Consider the following 25541-nt stretch of genomic DNA (forward strand, 5'->3'; position numbering starts at 1 on the left):
GCGCGGAGCGGCGATGTTAACGCTCACACACGCAGCCGGTCCGGAGAGCGAAACGGTTCAGCCCCCCAACGCCTGCCGCGGCAGCGAGAAGGCATCGACCGCGTGGCCGTCGCCGTGCCGACACCTCGCTAGCGTCGGTCGCATGTCCTTCGACCTTGCCGTCTGGCGCCGTGCCCCCTCGGCCAAGACCGCGATGATCGTCGAGGTGTACGACAGGCTCGGCGAGCGTGACCACCCAGCGGCCGGGATGTTCGACACCCATGAGTTCATCGCCGCCGCCGGCGAGAGGTACGGCCTGCTCCCCGACTCTTCCGAAGGCGTGACGTGGATCGGCATCTCAGACGATGCGGGAGAGCGTGCGGGTGTCTCGATGTCGGCGTGGACGGGCCGCACGTCGGCGGTCGTCCACGTCTCCGGACCGTTTCCCTGGCTCAAGCCGACGATCATGTCGCTGCGGCCACTCGTCTGCGCGCGCAACCTGATGCTCTATGACCCCCAGGACCAGGCGGTGTACAACAACCGGCGTCGGTATCCCGAGATTCACACGGAACGCTGATCGAACAGCGGCGGCGGACGCTCGCGGACGGCTGGGGTGCCCTCTCACAGGGCCCGGACGAGCCGTCGACGACGGCACGACGGAAACCACGCAGACAGGTGCCCGCCCGCCCGGGGCGACTCCCGACGTGACGCGCAGGTCAGGACGGCGACGAGGCCGTGAGGCGAGCGGGCTTCCGCCAGCAGTCCCGCGGGATCTCGCCGATACGGTTCCCGAGCCCGTCGCGGACGACCTTCGTGCCCGTGGCCGAGTCCCACCGGACGAGGAATGCACCGTGGCGGCGGTAGAGGTCCGCGAGGTACTCCCCGGCGCACGCGACCTCCTCGGTCTTGCGCGCGATGTCCGCGTGGCGCGAGCGCTCGTACTCACCGATGACGGTCCCGTCGAGGGTGATCTCGAGGCGGAAGAGCGTGTCGGAGACCGGCTGGGCCTCGACGTCGAGGGGCATGGCGCTCCGATCGATTCTCGGTCGACGGTCCATCTCGAGCGCGGCCAGGCTATCGGCGCCGCTCCGGGATCCGGTCACCACCAGTTGCCCAGCGGGACGCGGTACGTGAACGCCGACCCGGTGCCGAGCGTCTTCGCGACGATCGCCATCCGTTCCAGCGTCGTCGTGTAGTACGTCTGCACCGGTGCGGGCACGGCGACGTCACCGTGACGCCCTTGGTACAGGGTCACGGCCCACAGGGACACGTCGAGCTGCTCGATCACGATCAGCTCGGCCCACGGATTCGGCCTGTCGTCCCCGTCCCGCAGCACCCATGCCGCTACCGACGGGTCGGGGTGATCGGTCCGTCCGACGACGTGGAACCGCGCGAGCTCGGCGACGATGGCTGCCCGCTCGGTGGCGCTCACCACTCGTGGTGGGTTGCGCGCGTACGCAGCATCGATCCGCGCCGCTCGCGACTCGTGCGTGTCGCGTGCGGCCTGCCCGGTCGTCTCGTCCATCCGAGAGCTCTCCGTGGGAAGCCGGAACTGGTTCGCCTGCTCGCCACCGTACGGGAACCATCCGCGCCCGGCGCTTGGCCGGCGCTTGGCCGGCGCCTGCGTCGTGACCCGGTCGTCCCCACCACGGCGTCGCGTCAGGGCGACTCGCTGACTGTCCCACGCCTCGCCCTACGCGGCGAAGAGGTGAGTTCGGTACCGGTCGATGAATGCGTCCAGCGTCGAGGTCCTGGGGCGGGACGCCCCGGTCGTCTGCGGCGCCCGATGGCGGCGAACGACGACGCCGCACCACCGCTCGGCGTCGTCGCGGGGCGCGTCGCGCGGAACGCGTCGCGCGGGACGGACTGCCGTCAGCGGGACCGGCGCGCGACGACGGCGACCAGCTCCCGGCTGCAGCCCAGCGCCGCGGCGATCGCGGAGTAGCTCCACCGCGCGGGGTCCTCGGCGCGGAGCTGGAGAACGAGGCGGTCGCGCTCCAGGCGGTACCGCGCGGCCACCTCGTCCGCCTCGGCAGCCTTGCGATGGAGCTCGCGTGCGCGGGCGGCCCGGGGATCCGAGGTACCCCGGCGGGACGGTCTCGGGGGTGCGTCCGAAGGTGCGGACGCCGGCCGTGCGGGCGCCGATCGTGCGGACGCCGGCCGTGGGGCGGCCCCGTGATCGGTGCCGCCCCCGGCCGGCGCGTCGGACCGGCGCGGGGCCCTAGAGGCCACGCGCGAACTCCGTGATGAGCGACGGCACCGCGCCGTCGAAGCCGACGACGTCGAGCATCCCCGCGTCCGACGGGTCGGCGATCGAGAAGCGCGTCGCCGTCATGCCGACGACCACGAGCCGCGCGTCGATCCCCGACCGTCGCCGGTACTCGGCGAGCGCCTGGTGCGGGTGCACGTTGCCCGCCCAGGTCTCGTTGTCCGTGTAGATGACGAACGTGTCGACCTCGGCGCCCTGCTCGCTCGCCCACACCATCGGCAGCGAGCAGTCGGTCCCGGACATCGGCATCGCGTCGACCACGCGCAGGGCGTCATCGAGCCGCTGCCGCGGCGAGATCGCGAGCGGCCGCAGCGCGCTGTCGTTCCAGCCGCCGCCCAGCCGCGTGGTGAACCCGACGGCGGAGACCGCCGGCTCCGTCGCGAGCTGCACCAGGGCCAGCGCGGCAGACGCCTCGCGGGCCGTGATCGGCATGCCCGAGATCGGCGCCGCCATCGACCCCGAGACGTCGAGCGCGAGCAGCGTGCGCTTCCCCGAGGGCTCGACGGCCCCGAACGCCGCGTAGAACGCGGCATCGAGGGCATCGGCGACCTTCCGGCTCGGCGACCACTCCCCCGCGCCGCTGGCCGAACGCCCGGAGGCGTACGTCCGCTGCGCCACGAGCACGTTGACCGGGTGGACGCGCGCCGACCGCAGCCGGTCGGGGTCGACCAGCTGCGCGACGACCTCGTCGGTCCGGCCCCCGAGGTCCGGGAGCATGCCGAGCCGCGTGAGCCGGGGCAGCTGGCGCATCAGCGCCGTCTGCGGCACACCGACGTCGAGCAGCGCGTCCCACACCGCGACCTCGGCCAGCGCCGCGTCGGGCAGCATCTCCCACGACAGCCGGTGCCGCTCGACGAGGTCGACCCACACCGCGGTCTCCGTGGCCGCCTGCGCCGCCACGAAGCCCTCGACGAGCGACGGTGTCGCGTCGCCGACCGAGCCCCGGACGATCCAGTCGAACGTCGCCCGCAGCTCCGGCGAGGCCGTCGTCGGGTGAGCCAGGCGCAGCAGGTCGCGGTGCGACCAGCCCTCACGCTGGCGGTACTTGACCGCCTGGTACGCGAGGGCGTCGGCGTCCTTGGACGTGTACCAGCCGCCGACCGCGCGCCGCAGACCTCGGCCCCAGCCGCGGAACTGCTCGACGTAGCCCGCGAACAGGAACAGGTGCGTCCCGGTCCGGGCCACGGCCGGCAGCGCCGCGAGCGCGAGCTGTGCCGACTCCGGCACCGACGCGGCGTACGCCAGGGCGAACAGCGCGGGGTTCTGGCGCGGGGCGACGCCACGGACGGACACGTCGACGATGGTGCTGACCAGCGTCTCGGGGTCCTCGTGGGCCATCCGCCCGACGACCTCGGCGTGCTCCCGGGCCCGCGCGCGCGGCGCGGCGTAGTACGTGCCGCCGTCCACGCCGAGGGTCAGGAAACGCCGCAGCCGCGCGACGTCGTCGAGCACGAACGCGTAGCCACCGGCGGCGTTCAGCTCCTGGCGGGTGTCGGCGCGCTCGCTCTGCGGCGTGCGCCGCAGTCCGAGCGTGCGCAGCACGTCCATCGGTCGTTCCTCTCGGTCGGTCGTCGGGGCGGTGGCGGGCGTGGTGCGCGCACCGGGTGGACCCGGCGAACCGGGCTGCCCTCCTCCGAGGGCGTCCAGAGAGGTGAGGAGAACCGATCCGCTCCGGCCCGCCACCGCTCCGACGTGGGTGGAGCGGGCGTGTGGTCGGGTCTCCGGTACGACAGCTCGCGCCGCCGGGCAGTACCCCGAGGGGTCGGGGGTCGAACCCGCACTGCCATCACCAGGTAACCGAAGACACTCCGGCCCGCTCCGGGGAGGCTCGGGTGGGCGTGTGATGACGCCGGGATCCTGCTCTGCCATCTGAGCTACGTCACCGAGTGACGGCGGGACTCGAACCCGCGACCTGGCCATTAGGAGTGGTAACCGACAGTCTCCGGCCCACCCGAGTCTCCCCGTGTGCTGTTGTCGTCGAGGACTGTAGGGGTCTACACAGGGCTGCCAGTAGCGCTTTTCGAGAGTGTGTCACCCGGTCGGACAAGCGAGCCGCACGCGCGGGGGCCCGGGCGGGCGTGGGGTGGCCGCCGGAGAGCCACCGCCCCTGACGGGACGGTGCGCAGCCCGCTGCTCTGCCGACTGAGCTACGACGTCGAGACGCCGGAGGGACTCGAACCCTCGACCCGCGGAACCAGATAACCGATGACCTTCGGCCCGCCCGGGCCGAGGCGCCAGTATGCCGTCCAGGCCCGCGGCGCGGACGCATCGACGCCCGGACGTGCGCCGGCACACGCAAACGGACGCATCGTGGGACAGTCGAAGTGACAACCGTCGATGCCACGGGAGCGCGGCTTGCCGCGCCCCCGCGGACGATGTCGGGCAGCAAACGTGCGACCCGCGGCTCAGCGACACACGCGCCGAGCGCGGTCAGCACGGCGCTCGTCGTCCGCGGGCGGAGCTGCTCTGTGACGCCGCGACTCAAGTCGCACTGTCGAGATGTAGGACATATTGACCGGGGCTGAGCGTCGTACTTTGACCGGCTACCGGTCGCGATCGGTCACCAGTCAATGTGTGCAGTCTGCGAGCCCCTCGGCGAGCGGTCTGCCCTGAGAGCGGTCAGCGTCGCCGCCAGCCCTCGCCGGATGGCGGCTTCCTGCTCCACCGGGAACCCACGCTCGAGCACGTCCCCCGCGAACCGTGCCACCCACGGGTTCGGGTCCTGGGCGAGGTTGACCAAAGCCGCCTGTGAGGTCGCGGAGAACGCCCGGGTCGGTGCCGGAGCCCACTGCCCTACATCGATGACGGTGGGGCTGTGCCCGGCTCGCAAGGCCGGCGCGAGCCGCCGGGCGATGTACACCCCTCCCAGGTCGGCGTCCGGTGCGAGCAGGACCGGTATGCCCCGGTCGGCGGCCTCGTGGGTCAACGGCCGGCACACGTCCAGCACGGTGTCGGCTGGCTGCCCGGCGAACCAGATGACCGCGACATCGCCGAACCGGTCGCACACGGTCTCGGCCGCTTGAAGGTTCTCCACCAGCACCAACGCCGTCGCGTCCGCACCCAGCCGGGTCCCCCAATCCTTCCCGGTCGCGCGAAGGCGAACCGGACCGGCGAACATCGTCAAGTCCAACCCCGGGACGACAAGCGCCCCACCGAGGCCGACGTGCGGTGAACGCGCCAGCCCAAGCCGCGTAATCGTCTCGTCACTGACACCGGCGTCCCGCAGCAGCTTATGCGCGTCCTCACGAGCTTTCGTGTTCTCGAAGTGGACCTGGGAGAAGGCGCGGGGCCCGTCGTGCGCCACCCCGTCGAGCAGATCCCGGCCCGCCGCGAGCAGCACCCGCGTGGTGACGGTGTGCCCAGCGGTGGCCCGCAGCGCCTGCGCGAGGGAACGGTCGAGGCCCTCCACCTCGTCGGCCAGGTCGGATGCTTCACGTGCCACCGTGAGCCGCTCGTTCTCGCGTTGCTGGACGCGTTGCTTCCGGTGCTGCGACCACTGCGAGGAGAGCACCCAGCCGGCGGGCCGGTGGTCACGACGTCCTGCCGGTGCGGTGTGCACGTCGAGCTCGACCACACCGGCGCTGACCAACGCCATCGCTTCGTCCAGCGCACCGGTTCCCCACCGCTTGCGGACCGCGTCCCAGCCGCGCCGGTCCGCTCCGAGGACCCATTTCCAGTCCGAGTCGCCCAGAGTGAGGTCGATGGCGTCCCGCGCCGGTGGGTCGTTCGCCACGAGCCATAGCCGCTCCGTCTTGACGCGCCCGTACCGGTCCAGGGGGTCGCGACATTCCCCGTTCCTGACCACACGCGGCAGCACCGCACGCACCTGGTCGCTCGGGTCCGCCCACGACACGCGTCGGCGCCCGTCGGGTAGACGCTCGACGGCGTCCTCGCTCACAGCCACGGTCGTCCGGCGCGCACCTGCTCACCGAGCAGGTCGACCCGTCGCCGCTCGTCGTCGTACCCCCACGCCTTGACCGGCTGGTTGTACGGGTGGTCGACGGACGCGTGGGTGAACCACAACAGCTCACGAGAGGCGGTCACCGCGTCGTCGAGCACGGAGTCCTGGCACACCCCGAGGATCGTGACCCGGTTGCTTTCCGCGACGGACTGCAACGACTTGAGCACGTCGCGCCGGTTCACGTCCCCCAGGGAGTTGCCGAGCTCGTCGATGACCAGGACCTGCCCGGCGCGCGCGTCCGGGTCACCGGCGATCAACGCGGACAACGTGACGTGGAACGCGGCGACCTTGATCTGCGCACCGTTGGCGGCCTGCTGGTAGCTGACCATCTTCGCCCCGCGTGCCCGACGCCACTGCGGGGTGACCCGCCACTTCCACGCCCCGGTCGCGGTCTCGGGTCGTTCGGAGACGACGAGAAGCTCACCACCGAATCCGCCGTGCTGGATCGTCAACGTGTTGAACGCCGTGCTCATCCGCGCGAACCGTGACTCGACGGACCGCTCGATCATGTCCTGTACCTCCGTGAGCGAACGCGACGCACCGTGCATCTCGGTGGTGAGCTCCGCCAAGGTCTGCTCGCGGTGCGCTCGGTCACGTTCGATCCCGGCGCCGATGACCAGGTCACGTTCGGCCGACCCGTCCAACCGGGTCTGCAAGGGCAACGCCAGCTCGGCGAACGACGGCGGGAACGGCTTACCGGCCCCTTCCTCGCGGCCTTCTTCGGGTTCTAGCTCCGAGCGTCGGCCTTTGATGGCGGCGATGTCGTCGGACAGGTCGGTGTCGTGCCCGTACGCGTCGATCGCTTCGGCGAGCGCGTCGGTCGCACGGTGACGGATCGTCTCGTGCTTGAGGTTGCGCACGTCCTCAGGTTCGGCGTCGAGAGCGACCTGCGCGTCCTCTACAGTGCCGCCCCACCCGAGCGTCCAGTACGTGATGTTCAGCTTGTCGAGCCGCGTCTGCACCCGGGCGCGGTCGTCGACGGCGTCGGCGTGCTCCTTCTCGCGGCCGTTGAGCGCCATCTCGGCAGCCAGGACACGGCTCTGGTGCCCGCTGACGGCCGCGACGGCGACCTTCCATTGCGCTTCGGCGGCCTCGTACTCCGCGAACGTGGCCGGGCGCGGCTTGGCCGCCTCCTCGAACCGCTCGTGCATCACGGTGATGGCGGCCTCGAGTGCCGCGAGGTCGTGCGCCGCCGTCGCGACCTCCAACCGCCGCTCCGCCTCGGTCAGGTTCCGCTCCGCGGCGGCGAGCTCGCCAGCCTTGGCGTCTGCTTCGCTCACGGCGGCGTCCAGGGCGGCTTGCGCCTGGGCGACACGGGCGTTCCTGCCGGTGACGGGTGCGTCGAACCCGCCGACGGTGACGATGCCTGCGTCGAGATCGTGCGTGCGGTGCGGGTCGTGCTCGTGCCGGGACCGGGCCGCGAGCGTGCTCAGGAACGCACCCAACGGTGCAGCGGACTGCACACCGGCAGGTGCAGCCGCGGTGCGGGTCGCGTCGTCAGCAGCCACGAGGGTGGTGCCGGGCAGGTGCGCGACCGCACGGACTGCCGCGCTGAGCTGGTCACCGGAAACGACGATCGCGTCGCGCCACGGCCAGAGCAGCGGCTCCCAGTACGCGCGTGCGGTCTCGTCGAGCGTGACGGTGTCAGCCAGGCCGACGCACCCGACACCGGCGGCTTGCAGCGCGTCGATGACGTTCGTGGTGTGCGGGCTGCGACCGGTCTTGGCTTGCTCGAGCGTGCTCTCGGCGGCGGCGGCCCGTTCCGCGGCTTGGGTGGCGTGCACCCTTGCGGTCGCGCGCGCGTCCACAGCGGCGGCCTGCGCGGCGGTGGCGTCCTCGACCGAGGCGCCATCCCACCCGTGCGCGGCGTGCTGCAACGCAGGACGCTTCTCCTCGGCGCCGTTGATGCGTCCTCGCCACTCGTTGACGGCCGCGTCGATCCGTTCGACGGCACCGCGTGCCTGGTCCATGACATCCTTCGCCTCGCGTTCACGGCGTTGGGCGTCCTGGTCGTTCTTCACCGCCGTCAACGCGGCCCGCGCCCGGTCAACGTCCTCCTTCGCGAGCCGGATCGTGTCGTTGGCGTCGGCGAGCTCGCCGGTGAGGCGGGCGTGCTCAGGGACGGCGTCGACGAGCCGCTTGGCGAAGTGCAACCGCCACATGTGCGCCCCGTACGTCAACCGTTCCCGGGCCTTGGTCCGGTTCCGGATGGCAGCCAGCTCGGCGTCCTCGATCCGCCGCTGTTCCTGGTGCTTGAGGCGCGCCTCGATGAGGGCACGCTCCATGCCGGCGAGGTTGTTGCGCTGGTCCTGCTCGGCGTCAAACGAGTGCCGCATCCCGGCCAGGTCGATGAGGGCCTGCCCGATGTCGGTCGGGCTCATGTCCGTCATCGCCTGCGACAGCAGCGACGGCGCGGCCTTGCGCAACGGGGTGTCCAGGAACGCCAGGCACCGGGGCGCATCGCCGTACAGCGTCTCGGACATCTTGCGTGCCGAGCACTGCGACGACTTCGGCAGCGACGCCCACAGGTCGTTCGCCTGCTTGTACCGGGCGTCGTCGTTGTCGGCGTCCACGACAACGATGCCCCGGGTGGAGCGCACCGTCAGGTGCGGGCTGGTGGTCTGCAACCGCACCCACACCGTCACCGACGTGTCTGGCATCGGGAAGTCCGGGTCGGCGAACACCCCGATGATGTAGCCGTGGTCGGCGGAGTACGACACGTCCAACCCGGCCGAGGCCGCCTGGAACAGCAGCCCGGCCGCGAGGGCTCCGCCGTTGATGTCGAACCGCCACTGCGGGTCGGCCAGCAGCACCGTGACCGCCGCCTGGAAGCTGGTCTTGCCGGACCCGTTGGAGTCACCCTTGGGGCCACGACCGGAGATCGCGATGAACGCCCCGGGCACGATCGGTGTGACGTGCGGGGTGAGCCGGGCGATGTCGATCGTCTGGATGGCGACGAGCTCGCGGCCGCCGATAACTCCCCGGTCGGTGACGGACACCGCTGATGTGGCGGTCATCGTGCTCATGTCAGGGCACCTCCGGAGCGGGTCGCGCGGCGACGCTTGATGGACTCAGCCAACGGCCCGTTCGGTTCTGCGAGCAGGACGAGGTCTTGGAACAGGTCTTCTTGGACGCGGGCGGTCAATCGGTGGAACGCCGGCCCGGGCACCAGCCACCGGTTGGTCCCCCACCCGAGGATCCCGGCCGCCCGCAGGCGCGTGATCGCGGCCCTGGCGGTCGTGTCGGGTAGCTTGCTGCGCGCGATCAACATCTTCGGGTCGACGGGCTCCCCCACGGTCCAGTGTGCTTCGGCAGGGATGGTCCCTAGAGCGCGCGGGATGGCAACCGACCACAGCAGCACCAGGGTCAGAACGGCCCGGTCGGTGTCGGGCAGCACCCCGATCCCTCGGCGCGTGAGTGCGTGGCGGGTGGTGTCGTCGTACCCGCTGGTGAACCCTGCGGGTGTTTCCAGCAGCACCCGCCCCGAGGCGGCCAAGGTTCGTTCCAGGGCGCCGCGAAGGGTCTGGTCGGTCACGGCACGAACGAGGTGCCGGGGTACGGGCTGCTCGGCTTCGTCCAAGATGCGCACGGCGGCGTACACGTCCTGGCGTTGCGCTTCGGTCAGGTCGTCCAGGTGGGTGCTCATGCGGTGTGCCTCCCCACGGTGGGGACGGCCGGCAGCCGGTGCCAGTGGGCGCGCAACAGGTCTTCGTCGCGCGCGGGCCACGTCGCGACCAACGGTCCGAGCCGCAACGTGTCCTCACCGTCGCCCGGTTCGATGAGCCCGGCCGCTTCCAGCGTCTTGAGCGCACCCTTGGCGTGCCGGGAGGCCATCTCGGTGCTGCCGGCATCGTCGGTCGCGGACCCGAGCGTCCCGTACGCCTCCAGCACCTTGGCGCGGGTGGTCGCCGCCCCGGGGTACAGCGGCTTGTCAGGGTCGGGCCAGCAGCAGCGCACGCACGCGGCCAGGACACCCAGCAGCGGCTTGGACAGCTTGTGCGTTGTGCGCACCTGGTCCATGCCGTCGCCGAACCACACACCGTCGGTCAACGGGTTCCACCCGAGGGTCACTCGGCCACCGGTGACATCCACGACGGTCCGAGCGCTGTGCGCGGTGTCGTGGTGCACCTCGTCACCGGCGGGGACCGTCAGCAGCACCCGGGCGGCGGCGACACGTTGCGCGGCGGTCAGCCCGCTCAGGTCGCTCATGAGGTCACCACCGTCTCGTCGGTGCGGTCCTGCGGTGCTGGGGTGTCGGCGGCCAGGGCAGGTGCGGCGCGGTGCACGGTGACGGGGCTGAGGTAGGTGACGGAGCCGTCAGCATCGACGAGCAGCGCGTCGGACATCGTGATCGTGTACGGCTGGTCAGGGTGGGCGTCCAACGCTATGAGGTCCACAACCATCTGCCCGGCCGCGGGCCACCCGGCACCTTGCAGGCGGCTGGTCAGGTCGACGTCCTGCTGGCCCTGCAACGCCGCTTCAGCGCGTGCGACTCGTTGCGCGAGGATCCGTTCCTTACGTTCCCGGGCCGCGTCCACAGGGTCGGGACCGGTGTCGATGGCCTCTGTCCGCACGGGCCGTTTACGCACGGGCCGTGGCCGCACGGTGTCGAGCAGGTCGAGCACGGCGGCGACGTCCACGGCCGGGTGCGGCGGGTCGAACAGCACCCGCTCGAACGGCACCGCGAGCTCGGTGACGGTGCACGTCTGCGCGGCGGTGCGGTACTGCTCGGGGTCGAGCATGGAGAAGTCCCGACGCCGGCCGCTTTCGTCCAGGAGCCGTTCCATCAGGTTCTGCACGGCCTGGGTGTACTGGGTCGCCTCGAAGATGACCCGGTCCCCGGCCGACGCGAGATCGGGGTGGCGCGTGGTGACCTGATCGATGAGGTGCTTCGCATCGCGCAGCAACCGGTCGGCGGCACGGTGGTGACGACGCTGCGCGATGAGCTCGGCGTGCGGTTCGTCAGCGACGAGGCGACGCAGGTGCGCGGTGTGGATTGAGAACATCCGGCGGATCTTGCGCAGCGCGGCGCTGACGGTCGCGTGGGTCGCGGTCCCGGCAGTGACGGCGTCCGCGGTCCGATCCAGCAACGTCAGGAGCTCTTGGACGCCGCCGTCCTCGGCGAGCCGCCCGAACACGGCCAGCGCAGCGGCGGCTTCGGGGTTGAACAGGTACCGCTGCTGGGAGGTCTTGGGCAGGTGCAGCATCCCCATGCGGATGAACACCCCGATGCGCTCGTCGATGAGCGCGGTGTCGGGGCACACCCGCTTGCACCGTTCGACGAGCTGGGCGCGGGTCAGGCCACGGGCGGAGTCGATGTCGCCGTACGCCTCGTACACCTCTTCGGCGATCGCCAGGGCGGTGTCGGTGTCGTCGTGCACGGCGGCAGCGTTGGCCGCGACCGGCGCGAGGAACGCTTCGAGGCGGGTGCGGTACGCGTCGGAGGGGTCCTCCGCGTCGAACAGCGTGGCCTTCACGATGCTCCTTGGGGTGCCGGGCTGGCGGTTGAGCTGGAACGTACTGATCGCCTCTGACACGCCTTGACGAGCCCTGCCCCAATTTGCTGGGTCCGCCCTCGTCTTGGTCCCCCGTTCAGCGGATCTCGAGCGGTGGTCAGCCCGTGCGGAGATGTCGGAGGTTAGGCGCTCTGTGCCCGGATGGGGACTTGAACCCCGACGCCGCGCAGCTCGCTAGGTCTAGCCTCCGGTCATGCCTTGGACACCGCTACACGCCGCCTTGGGTGAGGCCGAGCCAGTCCTCGATTACGCCTTGTTCGAGCGTGCGTGCCAGGCTCGAACGCTCGAGTCAACCAATCTCGACTGGAAGCGTGCGCTGCCACTCTCACCGGCACCGGAGGCCGGCAAGCAGGCACAGGAACTCGAGCTCGCCAAGGACATCGCGGCGCTGGCCAACAGCGGCGGCGGGATGATCGCGTACGGGGTGGTCCAGAAGGGCGGCAAGGAGGGATACCCCTCTGCCGCCGAACGCATCGCGCCCGTCGGCCCCCTGGACGAGGGCACTCTGAGGGACATTCGGCGAGTGGCGGGCATCCTGGTCTATCCACCGGTCACCGGGCTCGAACTGATACCGGTGACCGCCGCACCAGACGACGACATGGGAGTGCTCGCCCTGCTGGTCCCGGACAGCCCTGAGACGCCACACCTCGTGCATCCGAAGGCTGGTCAGCGAGACTGGTTCGTCGCCCCCTACCGCGACGGGCCGGAGACGGCGTGGATGGTGGAGCGTCAGATCGCCACCGCGTATGTCGCGCGCGAGGCGCGCCGGCGCCAGGGGCAACAGGCCTTCGACGAGCGCTTCAACGGGTTCGTCGACTCGTTGCCCGGCGGCGACTCGACCTGGGTCGTCGCCTTCGCGGTGCCAGACGTTCCACTTCCCCGACCGCGAGACCTTGGTTTCTCGACCGCCCACAGGATCATCAGCCGTGCCTCGGACACCCGCCCGCTTGTCAGCTCGTTCGGACCACTAGAACTCACGGCCGCCGCCGCCACGCGACGAGGTCTTCAGCGGTTCGTTCGACAGGCGCAGCGCGCCCTGACCGCGGGCGGCCTGGACGCGGCCCCCCGTGCGCGGGTCGAGCTGCACGGCGACGGCAGCGTTGCGGTTGCATTCACACGCGACGGCTACATCCCGGCCGAAGGGCGGGCGCGAGGGCAGGTCGCCCTCGACGACTTCGAGGCGGTGGCACGCGACCTGTTCGCGTTGCTGTGGGAGGCGCGGGTGCGCCTGCGGGTCACGAGCGACTACATCGCCCGCATAACCGTGACTCCGACCACTCAAGTGTTCCGCGTCCCTAGCCAACAGCTGGCAGGGGCTTACGAAGCCTTCAACGAGGCGGGCCGGGTCTACGGGTACGGCCCGGTGTCCGGGCCGATCGTCGCGTCCGAAGGGCTGGAGGGAGCCCTTCGGACGTGGTTCGACGTCGCCAACGACGCCATCAACCAGACCGGGTACACCTGGCCGCTTGATGCCAGTCACGTGCTGCTGGAGATCCAGCTGGCCGACTAGAGGGGCCGACGAGTTCCTGTGGAACGGCGACGGTGGTCTAGCCAATCGGTGCAGTCAGCCGAGCCGAAGCTGGCTGGTACGACGAAGCGGCTGTCGGGCGTGCTCAAAGTATCCGGGAGTGATTCTGAAACTATTGTCGAGATGCGGAACAAATTGACCAACGCCGGGCGTCGCGGTTCGAACGCACGCGCTTGGCCGCGATTGTGGGTCAAGGTACGCGCTGAAGCGCCCTGGGTCTGGTGGAGGCTCTGGTGGTTACGCGTTGTGGGCTCGCGACAGATGAGCCGGGCATATCGGTCCGGCAGGACCTCGCTGACTCACGGCGCTGTCAGTCACTCGGCGCCAACTCGCCCTTGACTGCCATCCACGCGACGAGCCGGACCTCGTGCTTCTCGACCGCAGGTAGCGGCTCGCGCAGCGGCGCCGCGACAACGCCCGCGGCGTCGAGCACCTCGGTCACCTTGGCGATCTGCTCCTCGGCGGTCCGTCCCTCAGTAAGCGCGCGCCGCACCGCCCTCGCGACCTTGACCGGGGGCACGCTGCGAAGTCGGCGCAGCAAAGCGGTCTTCGCCTCGCGGTCGAGGTAGCGGCCATGTGCGCGGATCAGCTCGGTCGCATCGCGGAATGCGGCAGGTACGTCCGGCTCGAACGCGTTGGGATCGGTCATCCCCGTCCAGGTGTCGTAGACGTCGTCTCGTGCGACCGACCACGCGGCGAAGGCCCGGGCGTACACGTCCTCGGGAAGCCAGCGGTCACGATTAGTCGCGACTGGATCAGCGACCCGGAGCGAGATGAGCGTGTCGGAGGAGACCAGCGGAACGCCAGCGGCGCTTCGGCGCACGTTCCAGACATCGTCGGCTGCGACGTAGCGGAACCACGGCTTCGCCTCGGCACCGATGCGAACGCAGAAGACAAATCCATTACCCCGGACGTTCTCACTCACGAAGCCCGCGCCGGACCCGTACGGCAGCGCCAGCACGTCGGACTTCATCGTGGCATCCACCTGCACCGCGTCGAACAGCCGTCGCCGATACTCCTCTCCGGACAGCGACGCCGAGGAGCCGCCGTTGTCCAGAAGTCGCGCGAACTCGTCCATTGCGGCGGCGTCATGGAAGTTGATCTCGCGCCCTGACACGCGGCCGGGAAGGACGTCGCCGACGCCGACCGCCGCGTCCGCGAGGGCGAGCTTCCGGTCGATCGTCTCTTCGAGGCGGAGCATCTCGTCGAGTCGGCGCGACGGGAAGAAGAGCCCGAGGTGCACGTAGTCATGTCTCGACCCGATGCGATCGACGCGGCCGTGTCGCTGAACGATCCGCATCGGGTTCCACGGAAGGTCGTAGTTGATCATCTGACCGGCCTGCTGGAGGTTGACGCCTTCGGCGAGCACATCGGTGGTGAAGAGGATGTCGAAGCGGTCCTCGTGAACGGGCTTGCCACCGACTCGCTCGCTAGCGGTCTCGGGAGCAAAGCTACCGATCACGGCGGCGCGTCCACCCTGGTCGACGCCACCGGTGGCACCCCGCGCGAGCGTCTTGGCGTAGGCACCCATGATCGGCTCGGCGACGCGCTCTCGATAGTCCGACAACGGCGAACCTGCCGGGGCTGCGTTGATCGCGGCGACGACGGCGTCGTGAACGGGGATCACGGTGTCGGCGAAGGCCGAGAAGATCACCACCTTGCGCCGATCGCGTCCGGAGACGCCTCGGGCGTCGATCCTGCGCGCGGCCTCCGCGATGCGCGCGAGTTCCACGACGAGCGCGCCCACCTTTGACATCAGGCGGGAGTCCGTGGGATCCACGGCGTCAACACCCGCCGAGATCGCCACGGTGAGCTCCATTGACTTGCGCTCGCTCGTCGTGACGACACCCTGCGTCAGCGCGTGCAGGCGCCGAAGCAGCTCGATGTCGGAGGTGACGTCGGCGGTGAGCTCGGCGAGGTGGTAGTCCGCAGCAGCATCCGGACGCTTGTCCGCGTCGAGTGTCTCGACGAACGCGTCGAGGTCGTCGCTGTCGGACGATGTCCAGTCCGCGAGGGAATCGCCTGTGAGGACCCACCCACCAGCCAGGGCCGCGAGGAACGCCTCGTGCGAGCCGATCATGCGTTCCAGCGACGCCGCGAGCGCCTCGGGGCTCGACTCGAGACGCTTGAGCAGGCCGGAACGGAGGAGGCCGACGTTCGTGATCTGGTATGTCTCGAGATCATGCGCGAGCGTGTACCAACTCGACAGGTAGCGCGCGAGCATGAGGCGATCTGGGTCGACGACGCGCTGCGACCACGCGTTGGGCCGATGCGGGTCGGTTGGGTCGTCGAGCGCGTAGACCATCGCGTCGATGAGGGCCACGCCCTCGTCATCGATCGGGTAGTCGATCCGCCGCGGCTTCGCCTGGGGGAATCGGAGGGTGGTCGGCTTGCCGTCCGGCCCGGTGATCGTCTGGTTCGGGTAGTGCTCCTTGACGAACTTCCGGGTGCGGCGCACTGCCACCTGGTCCATGAGGTCGAACAGGTGCTCCGGCGTCAGGTTTGCCGGGTCGACGTCCTGCGCGGCGCGGATGTACTTCTTGATGGACGGGATGCCGATGCCGGCGAAGCGCGCGTCGTCCCGGATGAAGTACTTGACGAGGGTCTCAAGGTCCGCGAGCGAGTTGTTGACCGGCGTCGCGGTGAGAAGGACGACCTTCTTCGGGCTCGCCCCCGCGGCAATCACGGAATCGATCGCGCCCGAGCGCTGGGCGCCCGCGTTCCGGAGGTTGTGCGCCTCGTCGACGACGACGAGCGAGTAGTCGTCCATCTTTGCTGCGAACGAGGCGTCGAACGTCGACAGCGTCGGGTCGACCTGGTTGCGCACCTTCTCGTAGGAGTAGACGTCGACCCACCTGGAGAACCGGGGGTCGTCGAGGAACGGGGTCCACATGGACGTGACGAGCGCCGCGGGGGCAACGATGAGGACGCGCTGCCGGTTCGCCGACGCCCGGGCGATGACCTCACCCGCGAGGTAGGTCTTGCCGAGGCCGACCTCGTCGGCGACAAGCACTCCGCCGTTCTCATCGAGAAGGCGCTCCATTCGCGCTACGCCGTCCGCCTGGAACTCTGTCAGCCCGAGAAGAGTGCGCGAGTTCGGTTCCTCCTCAGCGATCGCCGAGCCATAGAGTTCCCAGAGCATGCGCAGGTAGATCGTCCACGGGGCGTGCGGGTCCCACAGACGTCCGTAGAGGCCGGCAAGGTCGTAGGGCTCAGAGCGCGCCCAGTAGTGGTCAAACCACTCGGACACCTTGGCCGCAGCGTGGGTGCCGCCCATCGTGCCGAGGTTGAGCTCCGCGTTGTAGGCGAGACCCGCGTACGTGAGGTTCGAGGACCCGGCGAGCGCCGCCTGAGCGGCGCCGTCTTCGACGAGATACGTCTTGCCGTGGAGGAACCCACGCACATACCGACGTACCTCGACCTTCGCAATGCCGCTGGGGTCCACTGACTCGAGCCACTGGACCATCCGCCGCGCCTCCTGAGTCGGCGTGTAGTCGAACCCCATCGTGTCGCGCTCGGCCTCGAGCCACGCCTGGTGACGGTCGAGGGCGGCGTCACGGCGCTCGACGGCGTCAGAGTCGCCAGCGTTGACCGAGCGGACAGACTCGGCATCCGGCTCGGCGCCGAGTAGCAACCGCACTCGCGGCGCCTTCTCTAGTTCGTCGGCAATGAGCACAAACCCTGCGGGGTTGACGTATGCCGTAGCGATCGCGACTGGCGGCGGAACGACCTTATTGTCTCGCGCCGAGCAGAGCAGCTCATTGACCTTGTCAGCAACCGTCTCGTGAAAGACACCATCCAGTGGATTTGTCGCGAAGTCGGGCAGACCAGTCACGCCTTGCCTCCATCGATTAGGGGCACAAACGGGCTCATCGCCGAGAGCTGCCGCCGCGCCGATCCGGACGTCAGGGCGGACTCAAGGAGGCCGCGGTATTCGAGGGACACGGAGTCGCGCGAGTCCTTGAAGTCTTCGAAGACGACGGCGAGTTCGTCTGGCGTGATGCCGAACCCGAGCGCCGCCGTCGCATCGATGAGGACTCGCATGTCGGTCGCCGACATAGCGCCAAGTTCACTGTTCGGGGTCAGGGCGATCCGCCCGGGAAGTTGAGTGCACCCAAAGCGAAACGTCAGCTCAGCTGTCAGTGCGGCGACCCGACCTACCGTTTCGGCATCCCACGCCGGGAGCCTGAGCCCGTTGACAATCCTCGCGCCAACGTGGCGATCGACCAATCGACGGGCCCACCAGTCCGCAACGATTGAGTTCATGTACCCGAGCAGAGCGAGCTTCTCCCTCGTCTCCGTGGCGTCCGGATGCGCGACTCCATGCGAGTAGCCAGTCGAATACAGGTAGCCGCGCTCTGGCAACGCCGCAGCGATTATTGTCCGCGAATCGTCGCTTCGCGAAGGGAACCTGTAGGTGATCAGTGGATGCGACTCATCGAGCGCTGCCACGCCGTTCGCCACGATCAATCCACGGCCGGGGTTGGCCGCCGCGAGAGCCGGCGGGTCGTTCACCCACTTCTGGATCGGATCGTCCGCAATCGCGAAGGGATCAACATGGCGTGTCATCAAGACGCCCCAGGCCGCGGGGGCCGACTTTGAGGTCGTAGCGAACGCCTTGTGCCGCCCGGATCCGGAAAAATCCCACTGGCCTGAGTTGCTCTTGCCTTCAACCCATGCGCTGCCGCTGGATAGAGTCGGCCTGTTGCGGATCTTGTCGAAGACGACTCGACCTCCGGCATCGTCAAACCACGGGACCATCATCGTCTCGGACAGTTCGGCGAGTTGGTCCCGCGAAAACTCGATTGCCTGAGCCTCCTCGAAAGCAAGAAGATCGGCGCCCGACCCGACGACACCAACCCGGATCGGCAGCCCTTTGAGCGGTGACGCGTTGAGCAGGACCACTGCATATCTGCTGTCGACCCCTTCGAAGAGCCACTCGCCTTTGTTCCGTCCCTGAACAAGGAGCGCGTCGCGGAGGTCAAAGAGCTCCGCTCTCAAGGTCTTCCAGCCAGCCAGCACTGTGAACTGACGAGGTAGGACGAGCGCGACTTCGCCGTCGCGGTTTCTGGCAACCTTGAGCGCTCGCTCCAAGAAGAGTTGAGCCAGCTCAAGGTGCGTACCACCTCGCCATTGGAACGCGGTCTTGAAGAACTCCTGGAGCGCCTCTCGCTCCAAGCGTTCGGCGTCCTCGACCGCTGCATCCACCGGGCGCAGCAACCTGAGATCTTCGATTCGAGCGGTTCGCCGGCCAGCCGAGAGTGCGTGCAAGCCAGGATCACGGACGGCCCAGAAGGACGTCGACTCATGTCGCACTTTGTCCCACGGAGGGTTTCCAAGAACGACGTCAAAACCAGGATCCTCCCGAAGGAATACCTCAGGAAACAGAACCGGCAGGTTCGCGGGCCGAAGCGGTGCGACGATCTCCGAGGGCGTGCGGTCTTCGGTAAGGCGTCGCAGCGTTGCCTGGGTCGTGATGTGCGTGGTCCAGGCACCCATGCGGATCGCGATTGCGGCATCAAAGAGTCGCGCGATGGGAGTGGACGCCTCGCGCGCGGCAGCAAGTTGCGTCGCCGCGGCCTCGACCTCCGCCTTCGTCGCCTCGGACGCATTCGCGACGTCGAGGAGCAGTGGGGTGACTCGGTCGAGGTGCTCGCGCAGCAGTGCCCGGATCGCGGCCTTGTAGCCGACGCTCGCCTTCGCCCTCGGGCGCTTCGGCGCCAGCGCGGACTCGTGCTGAACGTCGCCGAACAGAGCTTCCTGCTCGAAGTCCAAGGAGTCGGCGGCTTCGCCGGGCTCAACCGCCAGGGTGGTCTCCGCAACCTTGGCGAGCGCATCGACGGCCTCGTCCACTGTGCCGATTCCCGTGAGCGAGTTGGAACAGACGAGCCCGTGGTCGAGGTTCGACATCGGCAGGCCGGGCACGAAAGTGTGAATCCACAGGGCGAGACGGGCAAGCTCTACGGCCATGAGGTTGATGTCGAGACCGTAGATGCAGCGGCGCGCGATCTGGCGACGAAGCAGACCTACCTCGTCGACGTCGAGCTTGGCGACGTCGTCGCTGCCGAGTGCCTCCTTAGCTACCTCCGCGAGGCGACGCAGTTCCTCGGTGACCCCGGGGACGGAGTGCTGGGTGAGGAACGTGCGCATGAGCGCCTCGATCTTGTCGATCGCTGCGACGAGGAAGTGGCCGGACCCCATGGCGAGGTCGGCGACGCGGAAGTCGAAGAAGTCGCGAGCCGCGGCCGCGGCGTCGCCCGCACTGAGGTGTGCGGCGATGCGGTCGAGGTGCTTCGTGAGCGCCGGGACGATCGAACGCTCGACGAGGTGGTCGACGACGACCTTCGGGGTGAAGTACGAGCCGGTCGCCTTCCGCTCGCCCGATGCCGAATGGAAGTACACGCCGCCCGCACCTACGAGCACGCGGTCGCCGTCCTGCGCGGGAACCCAGGCGCCCTTGGCGTCCTCGGTGAGATCCTGGTCTGCTCGCGAGAGCGACGACTCGAGGAGGCCTTCGTAGATGGTGCCGAACTCGCGCACCGACAGGGAGCGGAAGTCGACGAGGCCGTCCGTGCCGTCCTCGGTGCGATCGACGAGAAGTGAGCGAAGCACCGGCGCGAGAACCCGGTCGGGTAGTTCGATGCTCGCGATGAGCGCACCGTCAGGCGAGCGGTCAGCGTCGGAGGCGAACAGTCCGCCGTTGTATGCCGGGACCTGCCAGAGCGGTTGACCTTTGTCGATCGCGAGCCAGACCTGCTCCAGGTCGCGCCAGAGGATGGGCGCATCACCAAACACGAGCTCACCGGCGTCGAGCAGACGGCGCCCTTGGCTCTTGAGCGAGTTGGCGTCGAAGCCTTCGTTACGGCCCGCAGGCAGCAGGCCCCGATCTTCGGCGTATGCCTGGAACAGGAGCCGAAAGAGGATGCGAAGCGTCACCTGGTACGCCGTCGCCAGGCCATCGGCATCGAGCGCTCGACCTTGCTTTGCGAGCTGGTGGGCGACCTCGACAGCGACCGGCGGCACCACCTCGCCATAGACGCGTTCGCGGAGCCGCTTGCCCAGCTCTGTTGCGTAGCGAGCGGAGTCGGCGAGAATCTGGTCCGTACTGCCGTCGGTCGCGAGCGCCGCGGCGGAGAACACGAGCGGGAGCAGGGCCGCGTGGTCGGCGTCGATGGTCGCAAGATCGATCTCGAAGTACGTTTCCGTCTGGCCCTTGGCGCCCACACCGACGCCGTCGCGGCCCGGGTAGAGCCGGATCTGGTCCTTGCGGATCACCACCAGCCACGGGATCTCCTGCTGCTGGGCGATCGCGAGACCGTAGGCGACCGGCGATCCGCTGAGCCGAGCCGACTTCTGGTCGAACTGCTCAGTCGCGTCGATCAGGACCGCCACGGCACGTGGGCGGTGATCGTCGCTCGCGAGGAGAAGCGCGCTCGACGTGTGGCGAGTCGCGTGGAACCCGAGCGACTGAATGAGGTTGGTATCCCGCTTGGTCAGGATCGCGCGGCCGGCCTCCCCAAGTGACGCCCAGTCCGGACGCCTGGGCAGGTTCGCCGTGAGGTGGTGGGTCGCAAAGAGGCCGGAGTTGGTGAAGCCCGCCGCCGTCGACTCCTGTGCCTTCCGAAAGTTGGCGAGCCGTTCTGAAGCGCGTTCGACGTCCGGCTCCGCCAGCGCAGACTGAAGCTGCCGCTGCGCCGCCTCGACCGGCAGTTCGACGGTCGCAGCCTGCGGGTCTGGACCGAACAGGTAAGCGGTGTCGCCGTGTGTGACCGCGACGACGAGGGTGATCTGACGACGACCCCTTCGCGCCGTGTAGAGCTCGCGAAGCGCGGACCGAGACGGGGCAGCGGCGGCCTCCGCTGTAGCAACCTGGAGACTGCCGAGCCCATCCGCGTCGGGGCCGAGGAATACGGCCTGCGGCGTGATCCCCGCGGCCGCCTCGGGCTGAGTCCATGGCACGCGCCGGTCCGCATCGAGCTGCACTGTTCTCGTCTCCCCGTAGCACGCGTGGTTCTAGCCGACAAGACCCTACCCACGACGATCGGCGCTCAGGCGGACCGCCACGTCGACTCGACGACGATCACGACGCGGATCGGCTCGTCTCCCGCCTCCTCGACGTGCGAGCCCTGTGCCGCGGCCACAGTTCTCCGGGCTTGGCCGAACTCACGACGGCGCGAGCTCAAGGGCGCGGGCGCCATCGTCGAGCCCGGGACGCAGGTGTGGGTGTGCGAGAACCCGCAGGTGTTGCAGGTCATAGCCCCCGAGCGTGTGGGCCACGTCGTGGTGTGCACCGCCGGGAACCCCGCGTCAGCGGGCTGGATGCTCCTGCGACAGGTCATGGCCGACGGTGGGCAGATCGCCTACCACGGCGACTCGACTGGGCGGGCGTCGCGATCGCGGGCCGGGTCATCGCCGCCGGTGCGCGCCCGTGGCGAATGAACGGGAACGACTACGCGACTGCGCTGCCGCGTGCCGGCGGGCAGTTGCTCACCGAGTCACCCGTCGCCACGCCGTGGGACCCGCAGCTGGCGGTGCTGATGAGACATCTCGAGGTGGCCGTGCACGAGGAGGCGCTACTCGGCGTCCTGCTGGCCGACGTGCGCTGAGCCCCCACCGTCGTCGCCCTGAGGTGAGCGGCTGGTGACGCTGTTGTAGGGGTCACTGCGGACACACACGGCGGCGTACTTAAAGTATCGAAGCGCGATTCTCAAACTAAATTGCATCTCGACAGCATCTCGACGCTCGCCAGCGCGTCACGCCTGCATGTCGACGAAGCGCGAGTAGTGCCCCTGGAATGCGACGGTGATGGTGTCGGTCGGGCCGTTTCGGTGCTTGGCGACGATCAGGTCGGCCTCGCCCGCGCGCGGGGACTCCTTCTCGTAGGCGTCCTCGCGGTGCAGCAGGATCACCATGTCCGCGTCCTGCTCGATGCTGTTGTGGACGGCGATGCCGTTGGCGACGAAGTTGTGGGTGCCGAGGACGGTCGCGTCGAAGACGGGCTGCTCCCCCATCGGCTCGATCGCGACGACCTCGTCCCACAGCAGGTCGTTGACCGCCATGATCTCCAGGTCCTCGCTGCCCAGGACCTCGGCGATGCGGCCCAGTCGCTGCCGTGACGGCGCGTGCTTCCACATCGTCGACCCGCAGAACTGCGTGCCCATCGCAGCGGCGAGCTCGCGGTGCGTCATGCCGTTCTCGACGAGCAGCTCACGCACGTCGTCCCACACCTGGCGCGGCACGGTGTCGACATTCGGGTTCCCCGTCTTCGCCCGCACGATCTCGAGCAGACGCTCCGCCTGGAGGCCGCGCGCGCCGTGCACGCCGATCTCCTGGAGGAACCGTCGCTGGTCGTCGACGCCGGAGACGTCGAGCGTGTACCCGTCGCGATAGCCGGCCTTCGGAGTCGCTCTCCGGACGCGCGTCGAGATGCCGAAACGCAGCAGGAGCCGGGACAGGTCGTCGACGAGCCGGCGGGACGTCGACGCGTAGTAGATGCGACCACCCTGACCGTTCGCGTTGACCGTCACCGAGCCGTCGGTCGCCCAGATGTGCCGGAGGAAGAGCGCGATCTGCTCCTTCGGCAGGTGGAAGACGTCCGTGGGGACGAACTTCTCGTGGCTGCGCGCACCGAAGAGGCCGAAGTCGTCGAGCCACTCGGCGATCGGGTTCCGCTTGCCGCGCGCCAGTCGGTACGGCGCGGGCAGGCGCAACGTCGTGACGCGCGCTGTGGCGTACTCGTCGCGGATCGGCGTGATGCCGAACGCCGTCGCGGCGTCCGAGACGGCCGACAGGTTCGCCTCGTCGATCGAGGCGTACCGCACCGGCTGCCGCTTCACGAACGACCCGTCGCCCAGCAGGTGCGCGAGCATCACGACCTTGCGGTCGTCCCACGCCGCGCGCTGCTCGGGCCCGGGCACGTGCCGCGGCACACCGAGCCGGGATCCGACCTCGAGCTCGCCGAGCGGAGTCCACCCCTCGTAGGTGAGGAACGGGTGGTTAGCCGTCGCCGTGACCTCCTTGCCGGAGGCCAGCCGCAACCGGTACACCGGCTTCACGCCGGTCGGGAAGACGTGGGTCATGTGGCGGCGGACGTACTGCAGCCGCTCGTCGAGCGCCCAGACGGGCACGTCCGTGGCGCCCAGCGCGTAGAGCTCGCCGAGCGTCGTCTCCGCCCCGGTGTCCGCACGGAGGATCCGCGTGTCCTCGGTGAGGCAGCCGGACTCGCGCAGGTCGCTCATCTGCGGCTTCTTGTCCGTGCGCTGCTCAGGGCCACGGTTCAGCTGCGAGATCGCGATGACCGGGACCTCGAGCTCCTTCGCCAGGAGCTTGAGCGCGCGGGAGAACTCCGAGACCTCCTGCTGACGCGACTCGACGCGCTTGCCCGATGTCATCAGCTGGAGGTAGTCGATGATGACGAGCTTGAGGTCGTGCCGCTGCTTGAGCCGCCGCGACTTCGCGCGGATCTCCATGAGCGACATGTTCGGCGAGTCGTCGATGAACAGCGGCGCCTCGGAGATCTTGCCCATGGTCGCGGCAACCTTGGCCCAGTCGTCCTCGCCCATCTGGCCGGTGCGCATCTTCTGCAGGTGCACGCGCGCCTCGGCGGACAGCAGACGCATCGTGATCTCGTTGCGGCTCATCTCGAGCGAGAACACGACGGACGTCATCCCGTGCTTGATCGACGCCGACCGAACGATGTCGATGCCGAGCGTCGAGTTGTGCGTCGGGATCATCGACCGGCTCGCGAGGTACAGGTGCGAGTCGTGATCGATCTGCACGCACCGCACAGGCACGGACTCGATCGGCTCGACCGACACGACTCGGCGACTCCGGCGGACGACCTGCCGCGCCGCCTTGTGGTCGAGGTGCTTGTCGGCGTGCAGGAAGACGTCGTCGTCGGCTGCGAACCGAAGACCGTCCGGCCCGGCGTCGACCTGGTAGCCGAGCGAGTGGACCAGTTCAGCGACGTCACGGAGCAGCGCCTCGTGACCGTCGACGCGGATCGTTCCGTCGGACTCGACGGCCCCGATCGCGTCCAGCACTCCGGCGAGCAGGTCGCGACGCTGTCGCTCCGCTGCGCGCAGGTACGACGTCGGGATGCGGTCCGCGTCGGTGTCGCCGCCTCGACCGCCACGGCCCGCGACCCGCATCGCGACCTCGTCGTCGACCTCCGCAGTGCCGACGGCCGCCGTGACGCCGACGACGTACGGGTCTGCGGGAAGGTCGGCGTCCGGGAGCACGAGCGGGCGCGCGTGCTCCACGCGGACCACGGCCGCGACCTCGCTGTCGAGCGCGCGGTGGATCGCCTCGGTGGTCTGGATGCCCGTGGTGCCGTCGGTGCGCGTCTCCCACTCGTGCTGGGCGTCGGCGACGATCGTCGTGCCGTCGTCGAACGTGACGCGGTAGCAAGGGCGGCCGGTCATCGCGGGGGTCGCGGCGACCACCTGGGTCGGCGTGCCGTCGGCGGCGATCAGCCAGTCGCCGACGGCGACCTCACCCATCGTCGTCCAGCCGGTCGGCGTGGGCAGCGGCGTGTCGAGGGCAAGCGCCTTGCCGATGGCCGGACGGGCGGCGACGACGATCATCTGCCCGGGGTGCAGGCCGTTCGTCAGGCGGTCGAGGTCCGAGAATCCCGTGGGGACGCCGATCATGCCCTCGCCACGGTGGCCCGCTGCCTCGATCTCGTCGACAGTGCCGCCGATGATCTCGCCGAGCGGGAGGTAGTCCTCCGACGCGCGCCGCTCCGTGACGGCGTAGACCTCGGCCTGCGCGTTGTTGACGATCTCGTCGACGTCGCCGCCGTCGGTGCCGTAGCCGAGCTGGACGATGCGGGTGCCGGCCTCGACGAGCTTGCGGAGGATCGCGCGCTCGCGCACGATCCGCGCGTAGTAGCCGGCGTTCGCGGCGGTGGGGACGGACGCGATGAGCGTGTGCAGGTAGGGCGCGCCGCCGATGCGGCCGATGTCGCCGCGCTTGGTGAGCTCGTCGGAGACCGTGATGGCGTCGGCGGGCTCGCCGCGTCCGTAGAGGTCGAGGATCGCGTCGTAGATCGCCTCGTGCGCGGGGCGGTAGAAGTCGGTGCCCTTGATCTGCTCGATGACGTCGGCGATGGCGTCCTTCGAGATCATCATGCCGCCGAGGACGGAGCGCTCGGCGTCGAGGTCCTGCGGCGGCGTGCGGTCGAAGCCGCCGTTGCCGCGACCGGAGTCCGCGGGCGCGCCGTACTCGAGCTCCTCGATCGTCACTGGCCGCCCATCCCCGTCATCCGTTACCGTCGAACATCTGTTC

The 25541-nt window shown here is 69.4% G+C and carries 14 protein-coding genes and 1 pseudogene; 3 read left to right on the forward strand and 12 right to left on the reverse strand.

What is annotated here, in order from left to right; genetic code table 11:
• The first annotated feature begins 142 nt into the window (after positions 1 to 142).
• A complete protein-coding gene (locus OOT42_RS19950; protein WP_273652892.1) occupies positions 143 to 556 on the forward strand; it encodes a hypothetical protein in 414 nt (137 codons plus the stop codon).
• A 139-nt stretch (positions 557 to 695) separates the two neighbouring features.
• Here OOT42_RS19950 and OOT42_RS19955 read toward each other — a convergent pair whose 3' ends face one another.
• The 9 genes from OOT42_RS19955 to OOT42_RS19995 all read right to left on the reverse strand — a co-directional run bounded on the left by OOT42_RS19955 (position 696) and on the right by OOT42_RS19995 (position 11686).
• Complete coding sequence (locus tag OOT42_RS19955) at positions 696 to 1004, reverse strand: hypothetical protein (RefSeq protein ID WP_273652893.1); 309 nt, start codon at positions 1002 to 1004, stop codon at positions 696 to 698.
• Positions 1005 to 1078: 74 nt separating this feature from the next.
• On the reverse strand, positions 1079 to 1504 hold the full coding sequence (locus tag OOT42_RS19960) for a hypothetical protein (protein ID WP_273652894.1): 426 nt from the start codon (positions 1502 to 1504) through the stop codon (positions 1079 to 1081).
• Between the two features lie 347 nt (positions 1505 to 1851).
• Positions 1852 to 1998: a helix-turn-helix domain-containing protein gene (locus OOT42_RS19965; RefSeq protein ID WP_273652895.1), complete on the reverse strand. Its 147-nt coding sequence runs from the start codon at positions 1996 to 1998 to the stop codon at positions 1852 to 1854.
• A 202-nt stretch (positions 1999 to 2200) separates the two neighbouring features.
• Complete coding sequence (locus tag OOT42_RS19970; RefSeq protein WP_273652896.1) at positions 2201 to 3796, reverse strand: TROVE domain-containing protein; 1596 nt, start codon at positions 3794 to 3796, stop codon at positions 2201 to 2203.
• Between the two features lie 1012 nt (positions 3797 to 4808).
• Entirely contained in the window at positions 4809 to 6146 is a 1338-nt protein-coding gene (locus tag OOT42_RS19975; RefSeq protein WP_273652897.1) for a hypothetical protein, read from the reverse strand.
• Entirely contained in the window at positions 6143 to 9235 is a 3093-nt protein-coding gene (locus OOT42_RS19980) for a hypothetical protein (protein WP_273652898.1), read from the reverse strand. The genes OOT42_RS19975 and OOT42_RS19980 overlap by 4 nt, the downstream gene beginning before the upstream one ends.
• The gene (locus OOT42_RS19985) at positions 9232 to 9855 is read right to left on the reverse strand and encodes a hypothetical protein (RefSeq protein ID WP_273652899.1); all 624 of its coding nucleotides are present in this window, start codon (positions 9853 to 9855) and stop codon (positions 9232 to 9234) included. Before OOT42_RS19985 ends, OOT42_RS19980 begins: the two co-directional genes overlap by 4 nt.
• On the reverse strand, positions 9852 to 10418 hold the full coding sequence (locus OOT42_RS19990) for a hypothetical protein (RefSeq protein WP_273652900.1): 567 nt from the start codon (positions 10416 to 10418) through the stop codon (positions 9852 to 9854). The genes OOT42_RS19985 and OOT42_RS19990 overlap by 4 nt, the downstream gene beginning before the upstream one ends.
• Complete coding sequence (locus OOT42_RS19995) at positions 10415 to 11686, reverse strand: hypothetical protein (RefSeq protein ID WP_273652901.1); 1272 nt, start codon at positions 11684 to 11686, stop codon at positions 10415 to 10417. Before OOT42_RS19995 ends, OOT42_RS19990 begins: the two co-directional genes overlap by 4 nt.
• Positions 11687 to 11918: 232 nt before the next feature.
• On the opposite strand from OOT42_RS19995, the gene OOT42_RS20000 reads away from it, so the two are divergent.
• Entirely contained in the window at positions 11919 to 13235 is a 1317-nt protein-coding gene (locus tag OOT42_RS20000; protein WP_273652902.1) for a helix-turn-helix domain-containing protein, read from the forward strand.
• 328 nt (positions 13236 to 13563) lie between these two features.
• On the opposite strand, the gene OOT42_RS20005 is transcribed toward OOT42_RS20000, so the two are convergent.
• Positions 13564 to 17088 carry a helicase-related protein gene (locus tag OOT42_RS20005; RefSeq protein WP_273652903.1) on the reverse strand — a complete coding sequence of 1175 codons (3525 nt, stop codon included), beginning with the start codon at positions 17086 to 17088 and terminating at the stop codon, positions 13564 to 13566.
• Entirely contained in the window at positions 17085 to 21236 is a 4152-nt protein-coding gene (locus OOT42_RS20010; RefSeq protein WP_273652904.1) for an Eco57I restriction-modification methylase domain-containing protein, read from the reverse strand. The genes OOT42_RS20005 and OOT42_RS20010 overlap by 4 nt, the downstream gene beginning before the upstream one ends.
• 258 nt (positions 21237 to 21494) lie before the next feature.
• Between OOT42_RS20010 and OOT42_RS20015 the strand changes: the two are divergent.
• Positions 21495 to 21859 (forward strand): annotated as a pseudogene (locus OOT42_RS20015) (DUF2399 domain-containing protein).
• 147 nt (positions 21860 to 22006) lie between these two features.
• Here the strand turns inward: OOT42_RS20015 and OOT42_RS20020 are convergent.
• Positions 22007 to 25498: a replicative DNA helicase gene (locus OOT42_RS20020; protein ID WP_423775940.1), complete on the reverse strand. Its 3492-nt coding sequence runs from the start codon at positions 25496 to 25498 to the stop codon at positions 22007 to 22009.
• Positions 25499 to 25541: the final 43 nt, after the last annotated feature.

This window comes from Cellulomonas fimi, assembly GCF_028583725.1.
GTDB classification, from domain to species: domain Bacteria; phylum Actinomycetota; class Actinomycetes; order Actinomycetales; family Cellulomonadaceae; genus Cellulomonas; species Cellulomonas fimi_B.